Source organism: Rhizobiales bacterium NRL2 (genome assembly GCA_001664005.1).
Taxonomy (GTDB): domain Bacteria; phylum Pseudomonadota; class Alphaproteobacteria; order Minwuiales; family Minwuiaceae; genus Minwuia.
In genome coordinates this window covers 2,083,418-2,105,335 of the sequence record CP016093.1, presented here as the reverse complement: position 1 = coordinate 2,105,335, position 21,918 = coordinate 2,083,418, and the positions used below count along the sequence as shown (strand labels likewise).

25 protein-coding genes are annotated in these 21,918 nt (G+C 66.4%); 7 read left to right on the top strand and 18 right to left on the bottom strand.

All coding sequences use genetic code 11. The features are described 5' to 3' along the window. Nucleotides 1-4: 4 nt before the first annotated feature. The 8 genes from TEF_09775 to TEF_09740 form a co-directional block, all read right to left on the bottom strand. The gene (locus TEF_09775; GenBank protein ID ANK81052.1) at nucleotides 5-1,105 is read right to left on the bottom strand and encodes a recombinase RecA; all 1,101 of its coding nucleotides are present in this window, start codon (nucleotides 1,103-1,105) and stop codon (nucleotides 5-7) included. 1,134 nt (nucleotides 1,106-2,239) lie between these two features. Continuing rightward, on the bottom strand, nucleotides 2,240-3,967 hold the full coding sequence (locus TEF_09770) for a hypothetical protein (protein ANK83398.1): 1,728 nt from the start codon (nucleotides 3,965-3,967) through the stop codon (nucleotides 2,240-2,242). Nucleotides 3,968-4,104: 137 nt separating this feature from the next. Further along, a complete protein-coding gene (locus TEF_09765) occupies nucleotides 4,105-5,187 on the bottom strand; it encodes a flagellar biosynthesis protein FlhB (GenBank protein ANK81051.1) in 1,083 nt (360 codons plus the stop codon). Nucleotides 5,188-5,190: 3 nt separating this feature from the next. Beyond that, complete coding sequence (locus TEF_09760; protein ID ANK81050.1) at nucleotides 5,191-5,955, bottom strand: flagellar biosynthetic protein FliR; 765 nt, start codon at nucleotides 5,953-5,955, stop codon at nucleotides 5,191-5,193. Between the two features lie 20 nt (nucleotides 5,956-5,975). Continuing rightward, complete coding sequence (locus TEF_09755) at nucleotides 5,976-6,254, bottom strand: flagellar biosynthetic protein FliQ (protein ID ANK81049.1); 279 nt, start codon at nucleotides 6,252-6,254, stop codon at nucleotides 5,976-5,978. Between the two features lie 12 nt (nucleotides 6,255-6,266). Beyond that, nucleotides 6,267-6,590, bottom strand: coding sequence for a hypothetical protein (locus TEF_09750; protein ID ANK81048.1), 324 nt, complete (start codon nucleotides 6,588-6,590; stop codon nucleotides 6,267-6,269). A gap of 31 nt (nucleotides 6,591-6,621) precedes the next feature. Beyond that, the gene (locus TEF_09745; GenBank protein ANK81047.1) at nucleotides 6,622-7,029 is read right to left on the bottom strand and encodes a flagellar basal body rod protein FlgC; all 408 of its coding nucleotides are present in this window, start codon (nucleotides 7,027-7,029) and stop codon (nucleotides 6,622-6,624) included. Between the two features lie 33 nt (nucleotides 7,030-7,062). Further along, nucleotides 7,063-7,470: a flagellar basal-body rod protein FlgB gene (locus tag TEF_09740; GenBank protein ID ANK81046.1), complete on the bottom strand. Its 408-nt coding sequence runs from the start codon at nucleotides 7,468-7,470 to the stop codon at nucleotides 7,063-7,065. A gap of 199 nt (nucleotides 7,471-7,669) precedes the next feature. On the opposite strand from TEF_09740, the gene TEF_09735 reads away from it, so the two are divergent. Together TEF_09735 and TEF_09730 are read left to right on the top strand one after the other, a co-directional pair. Next, the gene (locus TEF_09735; protein ID ANK81045.1) at nucleotides 7,670-7,954 is read left to right on the top strand and encodes a hypothetical protein; all 285 of its coding nucleotides are present in this window, start codon (nucleotides 7,670-7,672) and stop codon (nucleotides 7,952-7,954) included. Continuing rightward, nucleotides 7,951-8,694 carry a flagellar biosynthetic protein FliP gene (locus TEF_09730; GenBank protein ID ANK81044.1) on the top strand — a complete coding sequence of 248 codons (744 nt, stop codon included), beginning with the start codon at nucleotides 7,951-7,953 and terminating at the stop codon, nucleotides 8,692-8,694. The genes TEF_09735 and TEF_09730 overlap by 4 nt, the downstream gene beginning before the upstream one ends. Here the strand turns inward: TEF_09730 and TEF_09725 are convergent. Genes TEF_09725 through TEF_09715 form a run of 3 tightly spaced genes read right to left on the bottom strand, consistent with a single transcriptional unit; the run spans nucleotide 8,691 to nucleotide 12,189 of the window. Then, nucleotides 8,691-10,136, bottom strand: coding sequence for a nitrogen regulation protein NR(I) (locus TEF_09725; GenBank protein ANK81043.1), 1,446 nt, complete (start codon nucleotides 10,134-10,136; stop codon nucleotides 8,691-8,693). The two genes, TEF_09730 and TEF_09725, sit on opposite strands and share 4 nt — an antisense overlap. Next, complete coding sequence (locus tag TEF_09720; GenBank protein ANK81042.1) at nucleotides 10,133-11,218, bottom strand: two-component sensor histidine kinase; 1,086 nt, start codon at nucleotides 11,216-11,218, stop codon at nucleotides 10,133-10,135. The genes TEF_09725 and TEF_09720 overlap by 4 nt, the downstream gene beginning before the upstream one ends. Beyond that, a complete protein-coding gene (locus tag TEF_09715; GenBank protein ANK81041.1) occupies nucleotides 11,215-12,189 on the bottom strand; it encodes a tRNA dihydrouridine synthase DusB in 975 nt (324 codons plus the stop codon). Before TEF_09715 ends, TEF_09720 begins: the two co-directional genes overlap by 4 nt. A gap of 119 nt (nucleotides 12,190-12,308) precedes the next feature. On the opposite strand from TEF_09715, the gene ispDF reads away from it, so the two are divergent. The 3 genes from ispDF to TEF_09700 are packed head-to-tail and all read left to right on the top strand — an operon-like array spanning nucleotide 12,309 to nucleotide 14,463. After that, the gene (ispDF, locus tag TEF_09710) at nucleotides 12,309-13,490 is read left to right on the top strand and encodes a bifunctional 2-C-methyl-D-erythritol 4-phosphate cytidylyltransferase/2-C-methyl-D-erythritol 2,4-cyclodiphosphate synthase (protein ID ANK81040.1); all 1,182 of its coding nucleotides are present in this window, start codon (nucleotides 12,309-12,311) and stop codon (nucleotides 13,488-13,490) included. Continuing rightward, a complete protein-coding gene (locus TEF_09705) occupies nucleotides 13,487-13,960 on the top strand; it encodes a hypothetical protein (protein ID ANK81039.1) in 474 nt (157 codons plus the stop codon). The genes ispDF and TEF_09705 overlap by 4 nt, the downstream gene beginning before the upstream one ends. Then, entirely contained in the window at nucleotides 13,957-14,463 is a 507-nt protein-coding gene (locus TEF_09700) for a damage-inducible protein CinA (protein ID ANK83397.1), read from the top strand. Before TEF_09705 ends, TEF_09700 begins: the two co-directional genes overlap by 4 nt. Before the next feature lie 79 nt (nucleotides 14,464-14,542). Here the strand turns inward: TEF_09700 and TEF_09695 are convergent, their stop codons facing one another. Together TEF_09695 and TEF_09690 are read right to left on the bottom strand one after the other, a co-directional pair. Beyond that, a complete protein-coding gene (locus tag TEF_09695; GenBank protein ANK81038.1) occupies nucleotides 14,543-14,737 on the bottom strand; it encodes a hypothetical protein in 195 nt (64 codons plus the stop codon). Nucleotides 14,738-15,031: 294 nt separating this feature from the next. Then, nucleotides 15,032-15,229, bottom strand: a complete 198-nt coding sequence (locus TEF_09690) for a hypothetical protein (GenBank protein ID ANK83396.1) — start codon at nucleotides 15,227-15,229, stop codon at nucleotides 15,032-15,034. A gap of 355 nt (nucleotides 15,230-15,584) precedes the next feature. Between TEF_09690 and TEF_09685 the strand changes: the two genes are divergently transcribed. Continuing rightward, a complete protein-coding gene (locus TEF_09685; protein ANK81037.1) occupies nucleotides 15,585-15,776 on the top strand; it encodes a hypothetical protein in 192 nt (63 codons plus the stop codon). A 193-nt stretch (nucleotides 15,777-15,969) separates the two neighbouring features. Further along, a complete protein-coding gene (locus TEF_09680) occupies nucleotides 15,970-16,149 on the top strand; it encodes a hypothetical protein (protein ID ANK81036.1) in 180 nt (59 codons plus the stop codon). Between the two features lie 147 nt (nucleotides 16,150-16,296). Here the strand turns inward: TEF_09680 and TEF_09675 are convergent, their stop codons facing one another. From TEF_09675 to TEF_09655, 5 genes are read right to left on the bottom strand one after another with little or no spacing between them, the layout of a single operon-like run. Further along, nucleotides 16,297-16,749, bottom strand: a complete 453-nt coding sequence (locus tag TEF_09675; protein ANK81035.1) for a ubiquinone-binding protein — start codon at nucleotides 16,747-16,749, stop codon at nucleotides 16,297-16,299. A gap of 7 nt (nucleotides 16,750-16,756) precedes the next feature. Then, a complete protein-coding gene (locus tag TEF_09670; GenBank protein ANK81034.1) occupies nucleotides 16,757-17,710 on the bottom strand; it encodes a lipoyl synthase in 954 nt (317 codons plus the stop codon). Between the two features lie 30 nt (nucleotides 17,711-17,740). Next, complete coding sequence (locus TEF_09665) at nucleotides 17,741-19,141, bottom strand: dihydrolipoyl dehydrogenase (protein ANK81033.1); 1,401 nt, start codon at nucleotides 19,139-19,141, stop codon at nucleotides 17,741-17,743. Between the two features lie 18 nt (nucleotides 19,142-19,159). Further along, on the bottom strand, nucleotides 19,160-20,485 hold the full coding sequence (locus TEF_09660; protein ANK81032.1) for a pyruvate dehydrogenase complex dihydrolipoamide acetyltransferase: 1,326 nt from the start codon (nucleotides 20,483-20,485) through the stop codon (nucleotides 19,160-19,162). 13 nt (nucleotides 20,486-20,498) lie between these two features. Continuing rightward, complete coding sequence (locus tag TEF_09655; GenBank protein ANK81031.1) at nucleotides 20,499-21,908, bottom strand: pyruvate dehydrogenase complex E1 component subunit beta; 1,410 nt, start codon at nucleotides 21,906-21,908, stop codon at nucleotides 20,499-20,501. Nucleotides 21,909-21,918 lie beyond the last annotated feature (10 nt).

Here is a 21,918-nt window from a genome sequence, read left to right as displayed (position 1 = left end):
GCGCTCACTCCCCGGCGGCGAGCGCCGCGTCGCCGTCGTCCTCGTCGCCCTCCGGCCCCGTGGTCATTGCGTCCGACAGCAGCCCGGCATTGTGCCGGATCTCCGCCTCGATGGCTTCGGCGACGTCCGGATTCTCGGCCAGGAACTGCTTGGCCGCCTCCCGGCCCTGGCCGATGCGCTGTTCGCCGTAGGAGAACCAGGAGCCGGCCTTGTCGACGATGTTCAGCCGGACCCCGTGATCGAGCAGCTCGCCGGTCTTGGAGATGCCGGAGCCGTACATGATGTCGAACTCCACCACCTTGAACGGCGGGGCGACCTTGTTCTTGACCACCTTCACCCGGGTCTGGTTGCCGACCACGTCGTCGCGGTTCTTGATCGCGCCGATGCGGCGGATGTCGAGGCGGACGGAGGCGTAGAACTTCAGCGCGTTGCCGCCGGAGGTGGTCTCCGGGCTGCCGAACATGACGCCGATCTTCAGGCGGATCTGGTTGATGAAGATGACCATGCAGTTGGAGCGCGCGATCGACGAGGTCAGCTTGCGCAGCGCCTGGCTCATCAGCCGCGCCTGCAGGCCGACATGGCTGTCGCCCATCTCGCCTTCCAGCTCCGCCTGGGGCACCAGGGCGGCGACCGAATCGATCACCACCACATCGATGGCGCTGGAGCGCACCAGCGTGTCGGCGATCTCCAGCGCCTGCTCGCCGGTGTCGGGCTGGGAGATGATCAGGTCGTCGATATTGACGCCCAGCTTCTTGGCATAGGCCGGGTCGAGAGCATGCTCGGCGTCGACGAAGGCGCAGGTGCCGCCCAGCTTCTGGGCCTCGGCGATGACGTGCAAGGTGAGCGTGGTCTTGCCCGAACTCTCGGGGCCGTAGATCTCGACGACGCGGCCCTTGGGCAGGCCGCCGATGCCGAGCGCGATGTCCAGGCCCAGCGAACCGGTGGAGATCGCGCTGACGTTCATCGCCTCCCGCTGGCCCAGGCGCATGACCGAGCCCTTGCCGAAGGCCCGCTCGATCTGGGCCAGTGCGGCGTCGAGCGCCTTGGATTTGTCGGCCATGTTGGAAGCTCCCTTCTCGACAAGGCGTAACGCTGATTGCGACATTGTTCTTCTCCCATCATCCACGGCCCGGACATGCCGTCAAACAGGAACAATGTACCGATTTTGTTCTCGTTTCGCAAGCACCCTGCAAGCATCTGGAATCAAAGAGAAAGGCGGGAAATATTCCGCATCCGTTCACGGTCGGAACCACCCGCATGTATTCCCTTGGGACAGGCAGCGCGATTCGACGGGGCCCGCCGGGGCCGCGCGCAAGCCCGGCCTCGGATCAGGCCGGACTCCGATCCGGAGCCAACTTAGGTATCTGCCATAAGAAACAGCGCCTCGAAGGCATCTGCATCGCCGGTAGACGGGTGTTCCTTGGCAAACTGGTCGAGCCGGCCCAAGCGCCGGGCTTCTTCAAGCGTTATATCTTTACGTTGGGCCAACCTCGCCTCCCCACGACAAGATATATACACGTGCTGAGGTCGGTGTCGCGTCCTCGCGCACATGAAATACCAAAATCGCCTGTCTTTTCCGGTCCAAGGTGACGCCATATGTGGCTTCCTCAGCGATTTCCAAATTGGAAAGGACCAATGGTGCAATAGCGCTCGCAATGCAGCCTTTATAGTGCCGATTTTCAAATTTGACTTTCATTTGAACAAAACTACCCGGCACCGCCTCTGGAACAGAAAAATATATGTGCTGGCCGGCCTCGGCTGGGCTCACAATCCGCGTAAGGATGCGCCGGGGTTCGTGAAATACGAACGTTTTCCCATGCCATAGTCCAGTATTTGAAATTTCTTTTGGGACCATTACGGCCGCGCGAATCGCGCAGATCAGCATAAATGCCGTCAGAGAGACCACAAATGCCAATGCAGCGACAACGATTGCACCAATCTCAATCATCGTTTGCCGCATCCCAAAAAATTCAAACGTGAAGAATAGGGATACAGGCACTGATATAATGCTGAGCAATATGCCGCTATCGTTGATGAGCGCGAGCAATTCCAGCAAATACAGCCGCCACCACGTCCGAGCCCAAACGCGCGGACGAATAAGATGTGTCGCTCTTCTGATTTTCCTCCCCATCCCCGCGACTCTGCCTCCGCCTGCCGCAAAGGCAAGCGGCTTTCCGGCGTCGCTACATCGTTCGCGGAGCTGTAGACGGCCACCCGAACCCGAACGGCCGCGTTCGAGTCAGCGGTCGAGCTGTTCCTTCACCTTGGCGGCGAGTTGCTTGAGGCTGAACGGCTTGGGCAGGAAGTCGACATCGCCCAGGTCGTCGCCCAGGCTGCGGCGGAAGGCTTCTTCGGCATAGCCGGAGATGAAGATGGCGCGGATGTCGGCGCGCAGTTCGCGGGCGTGGCGGATCAGCGTCGGGCCGTCCATGTTCGGCATCACCACGTCGGAGATCATCAGGTCGATCTCGGCGTTGCGCTCCTTGATGATCTCCAGCGCGATCTCGCCGCTTTCGGCCTCGACGACGGTATAGCCCTTGTTGCGCAGCGCCCGGGCGGCGAACAGGCGCACCGCGTCCTCATCCTCGACCAGCAGGATGGTGCCGCTGCCGGTCAGGTCGACGGCGGCGCGGCGGGCCAGCGCGCCCTCCCCGGCGGCGGGGTCGACGCGCACCTGGGGCAGGATGATGCGGAAACTCGTGCCCTCGCCCTGCCGGCTCTCCACCTCCACGAAGCCGCCGGTCTGGCGGACGATGCCATAGACGGTGGCGAGGCCCAGGCCGGTGCCGTGGCCGATGGCCTTTGTGGTGAAGAAGGGCTCGAAGATCTTCTCCAGGTGCTCTTCGGAAATGCCGTGGCCGGTGTCCGTCACCTCGATCTCTACATATTCGCCGGCGGACATGGTCTCGTCGCCGACCTGGCGGGGCGCGGCCTGGCTGAGATTGCGCGTCTCGATGGTGACGGTGCCGCCCGCCGTCATGGCGTCGCGGGCGTTGACCACCAGGTTGGTGACCACCTGCTCGATCTGGCCCTGGTCGGCCTTGACCAGTCCCAGATCGCGCTCGTGGACGATGCGCAGGTTGATGTGCTCCCCGATCAGCCGGCGCAGCAGGTCGGAAATGTCGGTCAGCACGTCGGTGAGGTTGAGGATCTTCGGCCTGAGCGTCTGACGGCGGGAGAAGGCCAGCAACTGACGGACGAGCGCGGCGGCGCGGTTGGCGTTCTGCTTGATGTGGACGATGTCGGTATAGGACGGGTCGCCCGGCGGATGGCGCATCAGCAGCAGATCCGCGAAGCCGATCATCGCCGTCAGCAGGTTGTTGAAATCGTGGGCGACGCCGCCGGCGAGCTGACCGACGGCCTGCATCTTCTGGCCCTGGGCGAACTGCGCCTCCAGGCTGCGCTGGTCGGTGGCGTCGATCAGGTAGAACGCGGCAAGCCGTTCGCCGCGGTCGTCGTCGTCGACGAAGCCGCCATAGAGCAGCGCCACGCGCTCCGCCGGTCCGGCGAGCTTCAGCTCCACGGGCTTCTGGCGCTGTTCGCCGGCGATGATGAGGTCGAGCTGCTCCTGCGCCGCGGCGCGATCGGATTCGGCGAACAGCTCCACGAAGCGGCCACCCACCGGCGCGGCCTTCAGACCGGCCATCTGTCCGGCATTGGCGTTGGCGCGCAGCACCGTGCCCGCGGAATCGCTCAGCACTATGCCGAGCGGGGCGAAGCCGATCAGCCGGCTCAGCAGGTGTTCGGCGTGGCTCTGGGCGCTTTCCAGTTCCTCGATGCGCGCGGTCAGCGCCGCCGCCGTTCCGGCCGCGATTTCCGGCTCCTGCGCCGCCTTCGGGGAGACCTCTGCTTCGGGCGCGGGTTCGGGCGCCTCAGCGCCTGCGCCGCGGCGCAGCAGCGAAAGAAGGACCAGCCCGACCCCCGCCAGCCCGCCGACGCCGAGGACCGCGCCCGAGACCTGGGGCACGCCCGCCAGCGCGGCGGCGGAGAGGATGGCGATCAGGCCGAGGCCGGCGGCGACGCCCAGACCCAGCGGCGCCCGGCCGTGCGGGCCTTGCGCCGTCCGCCGATGGCCGGCGATGTCCGTCTGTTGGGTCATGCTGTTCAGGCGCCACCCGCGCTGTAGCGGTTCTTCATCTGCATGACGTAGCTGATCACGCCCGCCACCGCCTGATAGTGTTCGACGGGGATCGGTTCGTCCAGTTCGACGGTCGCGTGCAGGGCGCGCGCCAGCGGCGGATTCTCGATCACGGGCACGCCGTTGGCCTCGCCGATCTCCCTGATCTTAAGCGCCACGGCGTCGATGCCCTTGGCGACGCATTCGGGCGCGGCCATGGTCTCCATGTCGTAGTGCAGCGCGACGGCGAAGTGGGTCGGGTTGGCGATGATGACGCTGGCCGACGGCACTTTCGACATCATGCGGCGCTTGGCGCGCTCCATCCGGATGGCGCGGATGCGCTGCTTGATCAGGGGGTCGCCCTCGGCCTGCTTCTGCTCGTCCTTGATGTCCTGACGCGACATCCGCATGTCGCGGTTGGTCTTCCATTTCTGGTAGACGAAATCGAGCCCGGCGATGACGGTCATGACCGCCAGCACGCCGCTGACCATGGTCAGCGCCTCCTCGCGCACGAACTCCATGACGCCGAGCGGGGTAATCTCCATGAGCTGCGGCAGGGCCTGCAGGTCCGGCCAGATCAGCGCGAAGGCAACCGCGGCGACGATCGCCAGCTTGGCGATCCCCTTGAGGAACTCCATCACCGAATTGAGCGAGAACAGGCGCTTGAAGCCGGCGATGGGCGAGATCTTGGACAGCTCAGGCTTCAGCTTGGACGGCGTGAACAGCAGGGGATGCTGGATCAGCGTCGCCGCCACGGCCAGCACCATCAGCACGCCCATGATCGGCAGGATGGCGACGGCCATGTCCATGGCGACCGTGGCGAGCAGGCCCTGCATGGCGCCCGGCGAGACGACGATCTGGTCGGGATTGGCGATGAACGCGCTGAGACCGCCGAAGAGGGCCTGGCCGGCGTGGCCGATCATGAAGATCAGCATGCCGGCGACGCCCAGCATCATGAACCAGTGACCGACTTCCTGAGACTTGGCGACCTGCCCCTTGTCCAGGGCGTCCTGTTTTCGCTTGTCTGTCGGTTCCTCGGTTTTTTGCGAGGGATCCTGGTCTTCGGCCATCCCCTACCCTCCGGCCAGGAACATGGCGACGCCTTCCTCGAAATGCTCGAGGAACCAGAGCGCCATCGCGCCCAGCGTGATCATGAAGAACATCAGCGCGAAGGTGATCTGCAGCGGCATGACGATGAAGAAGACCTGCATCTGCGGCATCAGCCGGTTGATCAGGCCCATGCCGATGTAGAGTACCAGGGCGTAGGCGATGAACGGCGCCGAGATCTGGATGCCGACCAGGAAGCTGCCGGCGACGAAGCGGGCCGCGGTCTGCGCGAAGTCGTCCAGCGGCGGCATCACCGCCGCGGGAAAGAGCTGATAGCTGTCGGTGACGGCCATCAGCATCAGGTGATGCAGGTCGGAGACGAAGATCAGGGTCATGCCCATGACGGTCAGGAAGCTGCCCAGCAGCGCGCCCTGGGTGCCCTGGGCCGGGTCGAAGAACTGTGCGAAGCCAAGGCTGGACTGAAACGAGATGACGATGCCGGCGACGTGCAGGGCCGAGACCAGCAGCCGGATCGAGCCGCCGATGAAGACGCCGATGACGATCTCGCCGAACAGCAGCGGCAGCAGGTCAAGGGGCTGCGCGGGCATGGCCGGCAGCGCGCCGCCGACCACCGGCTGGACCACGACCGACAGCGCCAGCGCGATCACCAGACGCACGCGCGGCGAGATGTAGGCCTCGCCGAAGCCCGGCAACACCATGAGCATCGCGCCGACCCGCGCGAAGACGAGCAGCAGCGAGAAGATCAGGGCTGGTAGCAGGTCGGCGAGCACGGGCGGCTCCCTTGTTCCGGCTAGCCGCCGTTGGGGGCGGTATCCGAGATCCTGAGCGCGATCTGGTCCATGAAACCGGTCAGCTCCCCGATCATGTACGGCGAGAGCACGATCAGCGCGACGAAGATGGCGATGATCTTCGGCACGAAGGCCAGGGTCATTTCCTGCATCTGGGTCAGTGCCTGGAACAGCGAGACGGTGAGGCCGACGCCCAGCGCGATCAGCATGACCGGCGCCGCAACCTTCAGCAGCACCCAGATCGCCTCACGGGCGATGTCGACGACTTCAACGGGGGTCATGGCGCGGCCCCGTCAGATCGGCATGCGGATGATCTGCTGATAGGCGTCGATGACGCGGTCGCGCACCGCCACGACGGTCTGCAGCGCGATCTCCGCGTTGTTGACGGCATGCACGACGTCGGTGAGTTCCACCTTGCCGGCGACCGAGCCCACCGAGAGGGTCTCGGAGCTCTCCAGCGCGCCCGCGGCGCCCTCGCCCGCGGCCTTCACCATAGAGGCGAAGGAGCCGGACTCGCCGCCGGCGATTGCGCCGGCGCCATCGGACGGGCCGGTTTCGCCGCCCCGGTTGACGGCCTTGCCATAGGCCATGGCCGCATTCTGCAGCGTCACGTCCATTTCTGGACCTCCCTGACTGAAAGCCATCCACTCAACGCAGCAGATCCACGGTGCGCGAGATCATGTGCTTGGCGGATTCGATGGAGGTCAGATTGGCCTCGTAGGACCGCTGAGCCTCCTTCATGTCGATCATCTCGATAAGCGCGTTGACGTTGGGCAGCTTGACGTAGCCGCGCCCGTCGGCCGCCGGATTGCCGGGGTCGTACTTTTCGCGGAAGGGCGACTTGTCGAGGCTGACCTTGTCCACCTCCACCACCTGGGCGCTGGACTGCTGATCCAGGGCCTGGGCGAAGGTCAGCACCTTGCGGCGATAGGGATCCTCGCCGGGCCGGTTGGACGTGGAATTGGCGTTGGCGATGTTCTCGGCGATCAGCCGCATGCGCGCCGACTGGGCCCGCATGCCGGATGCCGCCGTTATCATCGATTTCTCGAGATCCATTGCCTATCTCCCGTTGCCTGCCGTGACCCGGCCTCAGCCGCCGCGGCCGCCGATGGCCATCTTCACCATCTGCACGTGCTTGCGGTACAGCGAGCTGGCGAGGTCATAGGCCATGCGCGTGTCGTTCACCTTGATGATCTCGTCTTCCAGCGAGACCGAATTGTCGGCCGGATTGGTGTCGTATCCGGTCTCCCGGCTGCGGCGGTAGTCGTCGCTCGCCTCGCCGCTGGGCGCGATGTGTCCGGCGTTGGTCTTCGCCACCCGCATCGAATCGTCGGGGCGGGTCAGCAGTTCCCGGAAGCTGAGCCGCTCCAGGTCGCGTCCGCGGAAGCCCGGCGTGTCGGCGTTGGCGATGTTGTGCGACAGCACCTTCTGCCGCGACGCCAGCCAGTCCATCTGCCGCGTCAGGGCCGAGAATATCGGGATGTTCTTCAGAAGCATGAGGCGCCGTCACCGTCCGTCGAAGGGGCGAAAGCCTGTTCCGCCACGGACCGGCAGTGTCGGCCGAAAGAGTTAAGGAAAGGTAAGGTTGGTCATTATCGGATCGTTAACCACGGCCCTGCGAAACTGTGTCGGCCCGCGGGACAGAAGTCCCGGGCGTTGAATCCGACGGAAAGCGGCAGAAGGCCAGCGCAGGCATATGGAATCCCTCGAATATATCCGGTTCGTGGCGGGACTCGCCGTCGTCGTCGGCCTCATCGCCGCCGCCGCCTGGGCGGCGCGCCGCTTCGGACTCGCCCCGCGCATATCGGGCGGGGGCGCGGGACGGCTCGGCATCGTCGCGGTGCAGACCGTCGACACCCGCCGCCGCCTGGTCCTGGTCCGCCGCGACGACCGCGAGCACCTGATCCTGATCGGCCCCAACTCCGAAACCGTCATCGAAACCGGCATCGCGACGAAGCCGGCCGAGGAGAGCCCGCAGTGACCGTGCGCCGGCTGCTGCCGCCCCTGCTCCTCGCCCTGGCGCTGCTGCTGCCGGGGATGGCGCTGGCGCAGGAACTGAACATCGATCTCGGCGAGGGCGGCAGCTTCACCGGACGGGTGCTGCAGCTCATCGCGCTGCTGACGGTGCTCAGCCTGGCGCCGGCCATTCTGGTCGTGGTCACCTCGTTCACCCGCATCGTCATCGTGCTCTCGCTGCTGCGTTCGGCGCTGGGCGTACAGACCACGCCGCCGAACGTGGTCATCATCTCGCTCGCCCTGTTCCTGACCGCCTTCATCATGGCCCCGACCTTCGAGCAGGCCTGGGAGGACGGCATCCAGCCATTGCTGAACGAGGAGATCGAGGAGCGCGAGGCGTTCGACCGCGCCATCGTGCCGGTGCGCGCCTTCATGCTGACCCATGTCCGCGAAAAGGATCTCGCCCTGTTCCTGGACATCGGCAATATCGACACTTCCGGCCTGACGCCGGAACAGACGCCTCTTCAGGCCCTGATACCGGCCTTCATGATCTCGGAACTCAGACGCGCCTTCGAGATCGGCTTCCTGCTGTTCGTGCCGTTCCTGGTGATCGACATGGTCGTCGCCAGCGTGCTGATGTCGATGGGCATGATGATGCTGCCGCCGATCATCATCTCGCTGCCGTTCAAGCTGATCTTCTTCGTCATCGTCGACGGCTGGAACCTCGTCGCCGCCAGCCTGGTGCGCAGCTTCACCGGCGGTTAGGACAGGCCGGCGCCGCGGATGACGCGGATGTCGAGATCGCGGATCTTCTTGCGGAGCGTGTTGCGGTTCAGGCCCAGCAGCTCGGCCGCGCGGAGCTGGTTGCCGCGGGTCGCCGCCAGCGACAGCGAGATCAATGGCCGCTCCAGCTCCTTCAGCACCCGGTCGTAGAGGCCCGACGGCGGCAGGTCGTCGCCATGGGCCTCGAAGTATTTCGACAGGTGATACTCCACGGCCGAGCCGAGGCTCTCTCCGGCGGGGTTGACCTCCTCCACCGGCGTCGGCGTCGGATCGGCCAGCTCGCGCTCGATGATCTCGACGCCGATCACCTCCTCGGAATAAAGCGCGGCCAGGCGGCGGACCAGATTCTCCAGTTCGCGGACATTGCCCGTCCAGCGGTGCCCCACCAGGCGGTCCATGGCGGCGCGGTCTATGGTCTTGGACGGCAGGCCCTCCTCGGCAGTGCGGTTGAGGAAATGCCGCACCAGGTCGGGAATGTCCTCGCGCCGCTCGCGCAGGGGGGGCAGACGGATCGGCACCACGTTGAGGCGATAGAACAGATCCTCGCGGAACAGTCCCTGGCCGATCTGCTGACGCAGGTCGCGGTTGGTCGCGGCGACGATGCGGACATCGGTCCGGATCGAGTTGCGGCCGCCGACGGTCGTGTACTCGCCCTGCTGCAGGACGCGCAGCAGCCTAGTCTGCGCCTCCAGCGGCATGTCGCCAATCTCGTCGAGGAACAGCGTACCGCCCTCGGCCTGTTCGAAGCGGCCGACATTACGCTGCGAAGCGCCGGTGAAGGCGCCCTTCTCGTGACCGAACAGCTCGCTCTCGATCAGCTCGCGCGGAATCGCGGCCATGTTCACCGGCACGAAGGGGCCGTTGCGGCGGCGGCCGTATTCGTGCAGCGCCCGCGCCACCAGTTCCTTGCCGGTGCCGCTCTCGCCGGTGATCATCACCGTCAGGTCTGTCGTCATCAACCGCGCCATCACGCGGTAGATCTCCTGCATCGCCGGCGAGCGGCCGATCAGGGGCATGCTGTCCTCGGCCTCCATCGTCGGCGGGACCTCGCCTTTCCGGGGCTGGTTGAGGGCCCGGTCGACGATCGAGAGCAACTCCTTCAGGTCGAAGGGCTTCGGCAGATACTCATAGGCGCCGCGCTCGGTCGCCTTGACCGCCGTGAGCAGGGTGTTGCGCGCGCTCATCACGACGACGGGCAGCTCGGGCCGGCGCTTCTTGATCCTGGGCAGCAGGTCCAGGCCGTCCTCGTCGGGCATCACCACATCGGTGATCACCAGATCCCCCGCTCCGTCGGACACCCAGCGCCAGAGCGTCGCCGCGTTGCCGGTGGTGCGGACGTCGTAGCCCGCCCGCCCCAGCGCCTGTCCCAGGACCGTGCGGATGCTGCGGTCGTCGTCGGCTATCAGGATCGATCTCGCGGTCATTTCTTTTTCGCCTTCCCGTGCGCAACGGGCAGATAGATGTGGAACGTGGCGCCACGCTCGGCGCCGTCGAATTCGATGATTCCGCCATGGTCGTTGATGATCTTCGCCACCAGCGCGAGCCCGAGGCCAGTGCCCGCAGGTTTGGTGGTCACGAAGGGATCGAACATGTGCTGGCGCAGATCCTCGGGCACGCCGGGACCGTTGTCGGAGATCGTCACCTCCAGCGGCAGCTGCACCCGCTCGCTGCTGCCGGGCACGGCCAGACGAACACCGTGGCGATAGGCGGTCGCCAGCACGATCTCGCCGTTCTTCTTCGGCACCGCCTCGGCGGCGTTCTTCACCAGATTGAGGAAGACCTGGATGAGCTGGTCGCGGTTGCCCAGCACAAGGGGCAGCGATGGATCGTAGTTCTCGACGAAGCGCACGTTCGGCGCGAAGCCGTTTTCGGCCACCCGGCGTGCCCGCTCCAGCACCTCGTGGATGTTGACCGCCGTGCGCTCGGACGGCCGCGGGTCGGAGAATGCCTCCATCCGGTCGACCAGGGCGACGATGCGCTGAACCTCGTCGACGATCAGGCGCGTCAGTTCCTGATCGGGTTCGTCGACGTTCTGTTCCAGAAGCTGCGCAGCGCCCCTGATGCCGGAGAGCGGGTTCTTCACCTCATGCGCCAGCACCGCGGCCATGCCGGTCACCGCCCGGGCCGCGCCCCTGTGGGTCAGGGAGCGGTCCATCTTCGAGGCGATGGTGCGCTCCTCGATCTGGATCACGACGGAGCCGGGTTGCTCGACGATCGGCGAAAGCTGGATATTGACCGTCTTCACTTCTGAGCGTGGCGTACCCAGCAGGACGCCGTATTCGGAAATCGCGCCCATCCCGTCCCGCGCCTGGCGGAACAGCGACAGGAGCGGGCTGCCGAAGGGCGCGATGTCGTTGATGGTCTGACGGCGGAGCATGGCCTGACCGATGCCGAAGAACTCCTCGGCGGCGGGATTGGCCAACAGGATCCGGCCCTGCCCGTCCACCACCAGAAGCGGGTCGGCAATGGCGTTGACGACCGCCTCGTGGCTCGGCGTCGCGGTCATGCAGCCATGGCCCTTTCCCGGAAGTGGGATTCGATCGCCGCCAGCACGCGGTCCGGATCCGCCTCGGTCATCACCTCGCGGCGGAAGGCGGTCGGGTCATCGAGATGCTCGCCGTACCAGCCGAGATGCTTGCGCGCGATGCGCACGCCGTGCTCGGGATCGCCCGCGGCGACGATGTCGCGGTAGTGGTCCATGGCGATGCAGCCGATTTCCGCCAGACCCGGCGCGATCCAGTTGCGGCCGTCCAGTTCCGCGGCGATCCGCGCCGGCAGCCACGGCCGGCCCTGGGCGCCGCGGCCGATCATCACGCCGTCGGCCCCGGACTGAGCCAGACACGCCCGCGCATCCGCTGCGGTGCGGACGTCGCCATTGGCTATCACCGGCACGGAGACCGCGGCCTTGACCCGGGCGATGAAGCGCCAGTCGGCGCGGCCCTTGTAGAACTGGCAGCGGGTGCGGCCATGCACGGTGATCATCTTCACGCCGATGTCCTCGGCGATGCGGGCAAGTTCCGGGGCGTTGCGGCTCTCGTCGTCCCAGCCCGTCCGCATCTTCAGGGTCACCGGCACATCCACCGCGCCCACCACGGCGCGGATGATCGCCACCGCCTTGCCGAGGTCGCGCATCAGCGCGGAGCCGGCATAGCCGCCGGTCACCTGCTTCGCCGGGCAACCCATGTTGATGTCGATGACCGCAGCGCCCCGGTCGGCGTTGAAGCGCGCCGCCTCGGCCATGATCGCGGGATCGCAGCCGGCGATCTGCACCGCCGGCAGGCCGACGCCGTCCGGCGCCATCATGCGCCGCGCCCGGTCCTGGCCGGTCAGCGCCTGGCGGCCGGCCACCATCTCCGAGAAGGCGAGCGCGACGCCGAAGCGCTTCACGGCGCGGCGGAACGGCGGGTCTGTGATGCCCGACATCGGAGCCATGAGCACCTGCCCGTCCAACTGGATGTCGCCGATTTCAATGCTCATAATTTGATCAACTGAGAACGCTGATTAATTCATAGCCAAACATGGCGCATTGTCGCCCGGATGGCAAGCGGACCATCGAGCTATGGCGAAGCGGCGAAACGCTGTAGTAGCTTCCGGCCATGAACTGCGCCGCCCTCATCGTCGCCGCAGGCAGAGGCCGCAGGCTGGGCGGTACCCTGCCGAAGCAGTACCTGCCGCTCGGCGAGGGCGCGCTGCTGCGGCATACCGTAAAGGCATTTCTGGGTCATCCGGAAATCGGCGCCGTCCTGGTCGTCATCGGCGCCGAGGACCATGCCCTCTACGAATCGGCGGCAGGCGACCTCGGACTGGGGGCCCCGGTGACCGGCGGCGCGGAACGGCAGGACTCCGTCCGCCTCGGCCTGCAGGCGCTGCGCGCCGTCGCCCCCGAAAGGGTTCTGATCCACGATGCCGCGCGCCCTTTCGTCTCCCGGAAACTGATCGACGCCGTGCTGGCCGGACTGGACGGCGCCGATGGTGCGCTGCCGGCGCTGGCCGTCAGCGACAGTCTGAAACGCCTCTCGGGCGAGGCGATCGCGGCGGATGTGGACCGCGCAGGGCTGGTGCGGGCGCAGACGCCCCAGGGCTTCCGCTTCGACGCCATCCTCGCCGCCCACGAGGCGGCGGCCGGCCAGGCCCTGACCGACGACGTGGCCGTCGCCCGCATGCACGGCATCGACGTGGTCACCGTCCAGGGCGAGGAAGACAACTTCAAGATCACCACTTCCGACGACCTCGCCCGCGCGCGGGGCCTGCTCGCCGGGCGCGCAGCCGCGTCGCGCAGTTCCCGCGTCTACCGGACCGGCAACGGCTTCGACGTGCATCGCTATGCGGCCGGCCGGCCGATGATCGTCTGCGGGGTCGAGATCCCACATGACCGGGGCCTCGCCGGCCATTCCGACGCCGATGTCGGCCTGCACGCCATCACCGACGCCGTCCTCGGCGCCATCGCCGACGGCGATATCGGCGACCATTTTCCGCCAGGCGATCCGCAGTGGCGCGGCGCGTCGTCCGACCGGTTTCTCCGCTTCGCCGCCGAGCGTGTGCGGCAGCGGGGCGGCGAGATCGTCGCCGTGGACGTCACCCTGGTCTGCGAGACGCCGAAGATGAAGCCGCACCGCGAGGCGATGCGCGCGTGCATCGCCTCCATCGCCGCCATCCCGACGGACCGGGTCAGCGTGAAGGCCACGACCACCGAGAAACTCGGCTTCACGGGCCGCAGCGAAGGCATGGCCGCCCAGGCCACGGCGACAGTGGCGCTCCCCGCCGGAACCACCGAATGATCGACCGCTTCGCGACCATGGTCGCCACCTTCTTCTGGGTCGGCAACGCCCGCTGGGCGCCCGGCACCATGGGCTCGATCGCGGCGGCGCCGGTCGGCTGGGCGATGCTGGAATTCGGCGGCAAGCCGGCGCTGCTGACCGGCGTCCTGATCGCCTCGCTGCTGGGCTGGTGGGCGGCCAGCCGCCACATGCGCGTACGCGACCGCCGCGACGATCCGCAGGAGATCGTGATCGACGAGGCGGCGGGCCTGTGGATCGGCTATCTGGCACTGCCGGACGCCGGCTGGGCCGGCTGCCTCGCGGGGCTGGTGCTGTTCCGCGTGATCGACATCTGGAAGCCCGGGCCCATCGGCTGGGCCGACAGACGGCTGAAGGGTTCGCTGGGCGTGATGGTGGACGACCTGATGGCCGGGATGCTGGCCGCGCTGCTGCTCGGCGGCGGCTACTGGATGATGGAGCAATGGGCATGACCACCGACAGCGGGGCGCTGCATCAGGCGGCGATCGATCTTCTGGAGGCGCTGAAGGCGCGGGAGGCGATGATCTGTACGGTGGAAAGCTGCACCGGCGGCATGATCGCCGCGGCGCTGACCGATATCGCGGGCTCGTCCGCCGCCGTCGCCGGGGGCCTGGTGACCTATTCCAACGAGGCCAAGCACGATCTGGCGGGGGTGCCGATGGCACTGATCGAACGGCACGGCGCGGTTTCGGAGCCGGTCGCCGTCGCCATGGCCGAGGGCGGGCTGCAGGCCTGCCGCGCGCAAATCGCGATCGCCGTGACCGGCGTCGCGGGGCCGGGCGGCGGCAGCGACGAGAAGCCGGTCGGACTGGTGCATTTCGCCTGCGCCGCCACGGGCGGCACGACGCTGCACGAACGTCACCTGTTCGCCGACCGCGGGCGCGCCTTCATCCGCCGCGAGACCGTGGCGCAGGCCTTCCGGCTCGTGCACCGCATGCTGCGCGCGCAAGACTGAGCCGCACGGCCCGAAGGACGCACGGCTCCACGTTCATTGCATTTCCCGATTGCCGCCGAAACCGGCCGGCGGCGCAGGTTCAGGCCCTGCGGGCTTCCTGAGGGTCGACGATGCGGAACTCGCTCGAGGCTCTTTCCTCGCCCGTCTCGCCAAGCTCCTCGTCCCTGACTTCCAGACCGCGCCGGATCAACTCACGGATCGCCGCCGCGCGGGTCGGCATCCGGTTGCGGAACCGCCAGTCGTCGACGGTTCCCAGCTCATGATCGTCCAGCATGAGCTGGAGCTTTTCGGTTCGCTTCGGCGGATGCGTCTTCGATATGCTACTCATCACTGACCGCCCTTCCTCGCTGCGTGGTGACTCACCTCAATGCAGGGTGTCATTACAACACGCCAACGACCGCTCCGGCCAGTGCTGCCGCAGGAAATATTCCCCACGCACGCACAGCATGCCCGGACCGTGACATCCAACGGAACACGCAACTTCGCGGAATTGCTGGATAATCGGAAGCCATGCGTCAAGGACAGGTCAGAACCGTCCCATGCTCCAAGGAACGCGCGGCCTAGCCGGTCAGTCCTTCTGCTCCCGGGCTTCGTCGGGATCAACAATACGGAAATCCGTGGATGTCCGGTCGCTCAGATCCTCGGGCACATCGGCTGGCGAAAGCAGCCCCCGCCGGATCAACTCGCGAATGGCGGCCGCCCGCGACGGCATCCGGTTGCGGAACCGCCAGTCGTCGATCGCTTCCATCTCGAGATCGTCCAGCATCAACTGGAGCTTCTCGGTCCTCTTCGGCGGATGCGCCTCAACCATGCTACTCAACTCTCCAACCAAACATGATGGGACGCACATCCTAGGCACATGAGTCACTTACTCCAACTGCTTATTTACCACAGGTTATGTCACCTGCGCTACCTGCATGGGTTCATGATACTCCATACATGATTGAAAAACCCATCTTTCCATCATGTCATCAATGCATGTGACATCACCATTTGAGTGGACTCCCCTACATGGATGAAATGTAGCAAGTAGATCATACGAAAATATTTGATCCGCTTCGCTTCGGTTTCTAGGTTCAGGGGCATGGCAACAACGCCATCAACGACAAGAAGGAGCCGACATGCCCTTGCTGCTTTCGATCGTGGTCACCGAAGACATCCTCGACGATGTCACCAGGGGTCCCGGGGAGGTGAGGGATCCCGATGTCCGGGGCGCACTCAAGACGGACGGAAAAGCCCGCACCGCGCGCCGGACGGCCAAGGAAGGCCGGGACATGGTCAAGGCTCTGGAAGAACGGAGTACAACAAGATGAGTATCCGCGAACGCATCCTCGCCTACATCGCCATCCTCGCTTTTGGCGGCGCGCTGGTCGCCTGCGAGAACACCATTCGCGGCGTCGGTCAGGACGCCGAGGAAACCGGCGAAGCGGTAGAGGACAGTCTGGAGTAGACGTCCGGATCAACCGGACCCGATGAGTCAACGCGTAGAGTAGACAGGAGGGCAAGATGATCAGTGACCGTGCTGCAGGACGCCTGATCGCGATTGCAACGATACTGGTGGGCGCCATGGCCGCCATGGCGACGGAGCCCCTGCCCGCTTCGACACCGAACGAAACCAATTCAGGGCTGACCGAAATCGCGCCGACAGAAGCGCCGCAGCCCGAACTCGCCAGTCTGGTTCCCTGAGCGGCGGACCGGCGAGCGACCGCACATCCTCTGCAACGCCTGAATTCGGCCCCACAGGCACAGTGAACCGGGATCGGTCAGTACAATAACAAGACCCGGGAAGGGCCAGGGGCCGAAAGTCGAGCAGTCACCTGAAAAGGTGGCTGCTCATTTTCTTTGTGCCGCCGTTTCGCCGTAGAGCGCGTCGGCGCGTCTCTCGAACGCCGTCACCATGCGCCGCACGGCTTCGTTGAACAGGGGCTCCACCGCCCTGCGCAACAACCGGGAGCGGAACTCGAAATCGACCATGAAGTCGACCTCGCAGCCCTTCTCGTGATCGCGGAAGACCCAGTGGTTCTCGAGATATCGCATCGGCCCCTCGATATAGGCCACATCGATGCGCGGGGTTTGCGGCTCCAGATCCACTTTCGAACGGAACCGTTCGCGGAACATCTTGAACCCGATCAGCAGGTCGGCGGTGATCTGTTCGGCGCCATGGGAGACGATGCGAACACCGACGCACCAGGGCAGGAACTGCGGATACTTCTCCACGTCCGCGACCAGCGCGTACATCTGTTCGGGCGTGTAGGGCAGCACGCGATTTTCGGAGTGTTTCGGCATCAGCCGGTCAGGATGCCGCCTTCAGGCGCCGTTCCCGCGCTGCGCGCAGCCGCTCGAAATCGTCGCCGGCGTGATAGGACGACCGTGTCAGCGGCGTCGCCGAAACCATCAGGAAGCCCTTGCCATAGGCGCTCCGCTCCAGGCTCGCGAATTCGTCCGGCGTGACGAAGCGGTCGACCGCGTGATGCTTGCGGCTGGGCTGCAGGTACTGGCCGATGGTCATGAAATCGACCTCGGCGGAGCGCAGATCGTCCATGACCTGCAGCACTTCTTCCCGTCCCTCGCCCAGGCCGACCATGATGCCCGACTTGGTGAACATGGACGGGTCGATCTCCTTCACCCGTGACAGGATGCGCAGCGAATGGAAATAGCGCGCGCCGGGGCGGACCTCGCCGTACAGCCGCGGCACGGTCTCCAGATTGTGGTTGAAGACGTCGGGCCGGGCCTCGACGACCTTCTCCAGCGCGCCGGGCTTCTTCTGGAAATCCGGGGTCAGCACCTCGATGGTGGTGCCGGGGCTGGCCTCGCGGATGCGCAGGATGGTCTGCGCCATGTGGTCGGCGCCGCCGTCGTCGAGGTCGTCGCGGTCCACCGAGGTCACCACGACATGGTTCAGCCCCAGCTTCTTCACCGACTGGGCGACGCTCTCCGGCTCGAAGGGATCGAGCTGGCCGGGCCGGCCCGTCTTGACGTTGCAGAAGGTGCAGGCGCGGGTGCAGGTGTCGCCCATGATCATCATGGTGGCGTGGCCCTTGGCCCAGCACTCGCCGATGTTCGGACAGGCCGCTTCCTCGCAGACCGTGTGCAGCTTGTGCTCGCGCATGATCGCCCGGGTTTCCTGGTAGGCGGGCGACGTCGGCGCCTTCACCCGGATCCAGGCCGGCTTCTTCTTCCACACCGGCTGGTCGGGCCTGTGGGCCTTCTCGGGATGGCGCGGCGCGGCTTTGACGATGTCGGTCATGCAGACCTCAGGACTTCCACGGAACTCGGATCAGAAATGGATGGCCCGACCATAGGCGTCAAGCACGGACTCGTGCATCATCTCCGACAGCGTCGGATGCGGGAACACCGTGTGCATCAGTTCCGCCTCGGTCGTCTCCAGCGTCTTGGCGATGCCGTAGCCCTGGATCAGCTCGGTCACTTCCGCGCCGATCATGTGCGCGCCGAGCAGCTCGCCGGTCTTCCTGTCGAAGACCGTCTTGACCATGCCTTCGGGGTCGCCCAGCGCGATGGCCTTGCCGTTGCCCATGAAGGGGAAGCGGCCGACGTTGACCTCGTGGCCCTTCGCTTTTGCCGCGGCCTCGGTCAGGCCGACGCTGGCGACCTGCGGCTGGCAGTAGGTGCAGCCGGGAATGTTGGTGACCTCGAGCGGGTGGACGTCCATCCCGGCGATCTTCTCGACGCAGATGACGCCCTCATGGCTCGCCTTGTGGGCCAGCCAGGGCGGACCGCAGAGGTCGCCGATGGCGTAGACGCCGGGCTCGCCCGTGCGGCAGTAGCCGTCGATCTTCACGTGCGCGCGGTCGACCTCGACCTTCGTGTTCTCCAGGCCGATGTTCTCGACATTGCCGACGATGCCGACGGCCAGGATGACGCGCTCGACCGTGATCTTCTCGGTCTTGCCGTCCTTCTTCTTCACCGTTGCGGTGACGCCGTCCTTCGTCTTGTCCAGCTTCTCCACCGTCGCGCCGGTCATGATCTTCATGCCCTGTTTGGTGAAGGCCTTCTCGGCAAAGGCGGAGATTTCCTCATCCTCCACGGGGAGAACACGGTCAAGCACCTCGACTACCGTCACCTCGGCGCCCAGCGTGCGGTAGAAGCTGGCGAATTCGATGCCGATGGCGCCGGAGCCGACGACCAGCAGCGATTTCGGCAGGCTTTCGGGGACCATTGCCTCCTTGTAGGTCCAGATGCGGTCCCCGTCGGGCTCCAGACCGGGCAGCGTCCGCGCCCGCGCCCCGGTGGCGAGCACGATGTGCTTCGCCCTGATCTCGTCGACCGCCTTGCCGTCCTTCGTGACCTTGACGACGCCCTTGCCGCCCAGCGCGCCGTGGCCGTCGAAGACGGTGACCTTGTTCTTCTTCAGCAGGTGCTTGACGCCGCCGGAGAGCTGGCCCGCCACCTTGCGCGAGCGCTTGACCACCGCCGCGGCGTCGATCTCGATCTTGCCGTCGATTTTGAACCCGAAATCCCCGGCGTGCTGCATCAGGTGGTAGACCTCGGCCGAGCGCAGCAGCGCCTTGGTCGGGATGCAGCCCCAGTTGAGGCAGATGCCGCCCAGGTGCTCCCGCTCGACCAGCGCCACGTTCATTTTCAGCTGCGCCGCCCGGATCGCGGCGACATAGCCGCCGGGGCCGCCGCCGACGACGACCAGATCGAATTCCTTCGCCATTTCAGTCGTCCCCCTGGATCAGAGCAGCATGGTGACCGGGTCTTCCAGGAAGCCCTTCAGGGTCTCCAGGAAGCGCGCGCCCTCGGCCCCGCCATAGACGCGGTGATCGCATGACAGCGTCGCGGTCATGACGGTGGCGACGGCCAGCGCGCCATCCTTGACTACCGGCTTCTGCTTGCCCGAGCCCACCGCCAGGATGGTCGACTGCGGCGGGTTGATGACGGCCACGAACTGGTCGATGCCGAACATGCCCAGGTTGGAAACCGTACAGGTGCCGCCCTGGTACTCCTCCGGCTTCAGCTTGCCGTCGCGGGCGCGGCCGGCCAGGTCCTTGGCCTGGTTGGCGATCTCCACCAGGCCCTTGCGGTCGGCATCGCGGATCACCGGCGTGATCAGTCCGCCCTCGATCGCCACGGCGACCGAGACGTCGACCTTGCGATGCTGCAGGATCGCCTCGCCGGTGAACTGGGCGTTGATCTCCGGGTGGCGGTGCAGCGCGAGCGCCGTAGCACGGATGATGAAGTCGTTGACCGAGATCCTGTAGGCGTCGGAGCGGCCGTTGAGATCCTTCCGCATGGCCAGCAGGCGGTCGAGTTCGATGTCCATCGTGAGATAGAAATGCGGGATCGTCTGCTTCGACTCGGTGAGGCGGCGCGCGATCGTCTTCCGCATCGAATTGAGTTTGATCTCCTCGTAGTCGTCCGTCGCCGGCGGATAGTCGCCGGCCACGGCCAGCGGCTTCGGCGCCGGCGCTGCCGCGGCGGTGGCAGCGGCCTGCGGAGCCGCCTTCTTCCCCGTCCCCGCCTTCACGGCGGCCTCGATGTCGCGCTTGACGACGCGGCCCTTCGGACCGGAGCCCTCGATAGCCGCCAGATCGAGCCCGGCCTGCTCCGCCATGCGCTTCGCCAGCGGGCTGGCGAAGATGCGTCCCCCGCCGCCGCCGGATGCCGGCTTCGGTGCAGGCGCGCGGGCGTCGTCGGCCACCGATCCGGCGGGCTGTTTCGCCGGCCGCGGCGCTTCCGGTTCCGGTTCGGCCGTTTCCGCCGGCGGGGGCGCGGCCCCGCCCTCGGGCTCGTAGCCCTCCAGTGCGCTCTCGTCCTCGCCCTCTTCCAGCAGGATGGCGATGGGCGCATTGACCTTCACGCCCTCGGTCCCCGCCTCGACCAGCAGCTTCCCGATCGTGCCCTCGTCAACGGCCTCGACCTCCATGGTCGCCTTGTCGGTCTCGATCTCGCAGAGCACGTCGCCGGCGGCGACCGTATCGCCCGCCTTGACCTGCCAGCTGGCCAGCGTGCCTTCCTCCATGGTGGGCGACAGCGCAGGCATGGTGATGGTGATCGGCATCTCGCGTCCCCCCTCAGTCGGCGTAGCAGACGGCCCGGGCCGCCTCGACGATGGTCTCGGGCTGTGGCAGAGCCAGCTTCTCGAGGTTCGCCGCGTAGGGCATGGGCACATCCTCGCCGGTGACGCGCTTCACCGGCGCGTCGAGCCAGTCGAAAGCCTCCTCCATCACCCGGGCCGAAAGCTCCGCCCCGATGCCGCAGGTCGGGAAGCCCTCCTCCAGCGTCACCAGACGGTTGGTCTTCTTCACCGACCGGATCACGGTCGCGGTGTCCAGCGGACGGAGCGAGCGCAGGTCGACGATCTCCGCGTCGATCCCCTGTTCCGCCAGAATCTCGGCCGCCTTGAGCGCCTTCTCGATCATGATGGAGTAGCCGACCAGGGTCACGTCCGCGCCCTTGCGGACCACCTTGGCCTTGCCGATGGGCAGGACGAAGCCGTCGTCCTTCGGCACCTCGCCGGTACGGCCGTAGAGAATCTCGTTCTCGAGGAAGATCACCGGGTTCGGATCCCGGATCGCCGCCTTCATCAGGCCCTTGGCGTCAGCCGCCGACCAGGGCGACACCACCTTCAGCCCCGGAATCTGCGCGTACCAGGCGCCGTAGTCCTGGCTGTGCTGTGCGCCGACGCGGGCCGCCGCGCCGTTGGGGCCGCGGAAGACGATGGGACAGCCCATCTGGCCGCCCGACATGTAAAGGGTCTTGGCCGCGGAATTGATGATCTGGTCGATCGCCTGCATGGCGAAGTTGAAGGTCATGAACTCGACGATGGGCCTCAGCCCGCCGAACGCCGCGCCGACGCCGACGCCGGCGAAGCCGTGCTCGGTGATCGGCGTGTCGATCACCCGCTTCGGCCCGAAGCGGTCCAGCAGGCCCTGGGAGACCTTGTAGGCGCCCTGGTACTCGGCCACCTCCTCGCCCATCAGGAAGACGGTCTCGTCGCGCTCCATTTCCTCGGCCATGGCGTCGCGCAGCGCCTCGCGGACGGTCTGCTCGACCATCTCGGTCCCTGCCGGGATCTCGGGCTCCTCCTCGTCGTCGACCGCAACCGGCTGCGCGGAGCGCGGCTGTGCTTCCGCTTTCGGCGCCGGCGTGGCGGGCGCCTCGTCGACATGGGCGTCGCCTTCACGGTCGGGCGACGGCCCGCCCCTGGGCTCGTAGCCCTCCAGATCGGACTTGTCCTCGCCCTCGCCCAGCAGCACGGCGATGGGCGCATTCACCTTCACGCCCTCCGTGCCTTCCTCGACCAGCAGCCGGCCGATGGCGCCCTCGTCGACCGCCTCGACCTCCATGGTCGCCTTGTCGGTCTCGATTTCGCACAGCACATCGCCGGGGGCGACCTCGTCACCCTCCTTGACCAGCCACTTGGCCAGCGTGCCCTCCTCCATGGTCGGCGAAAGGGCGGGCATCGTAATTGTGATCGGCATCGCTCAGGCT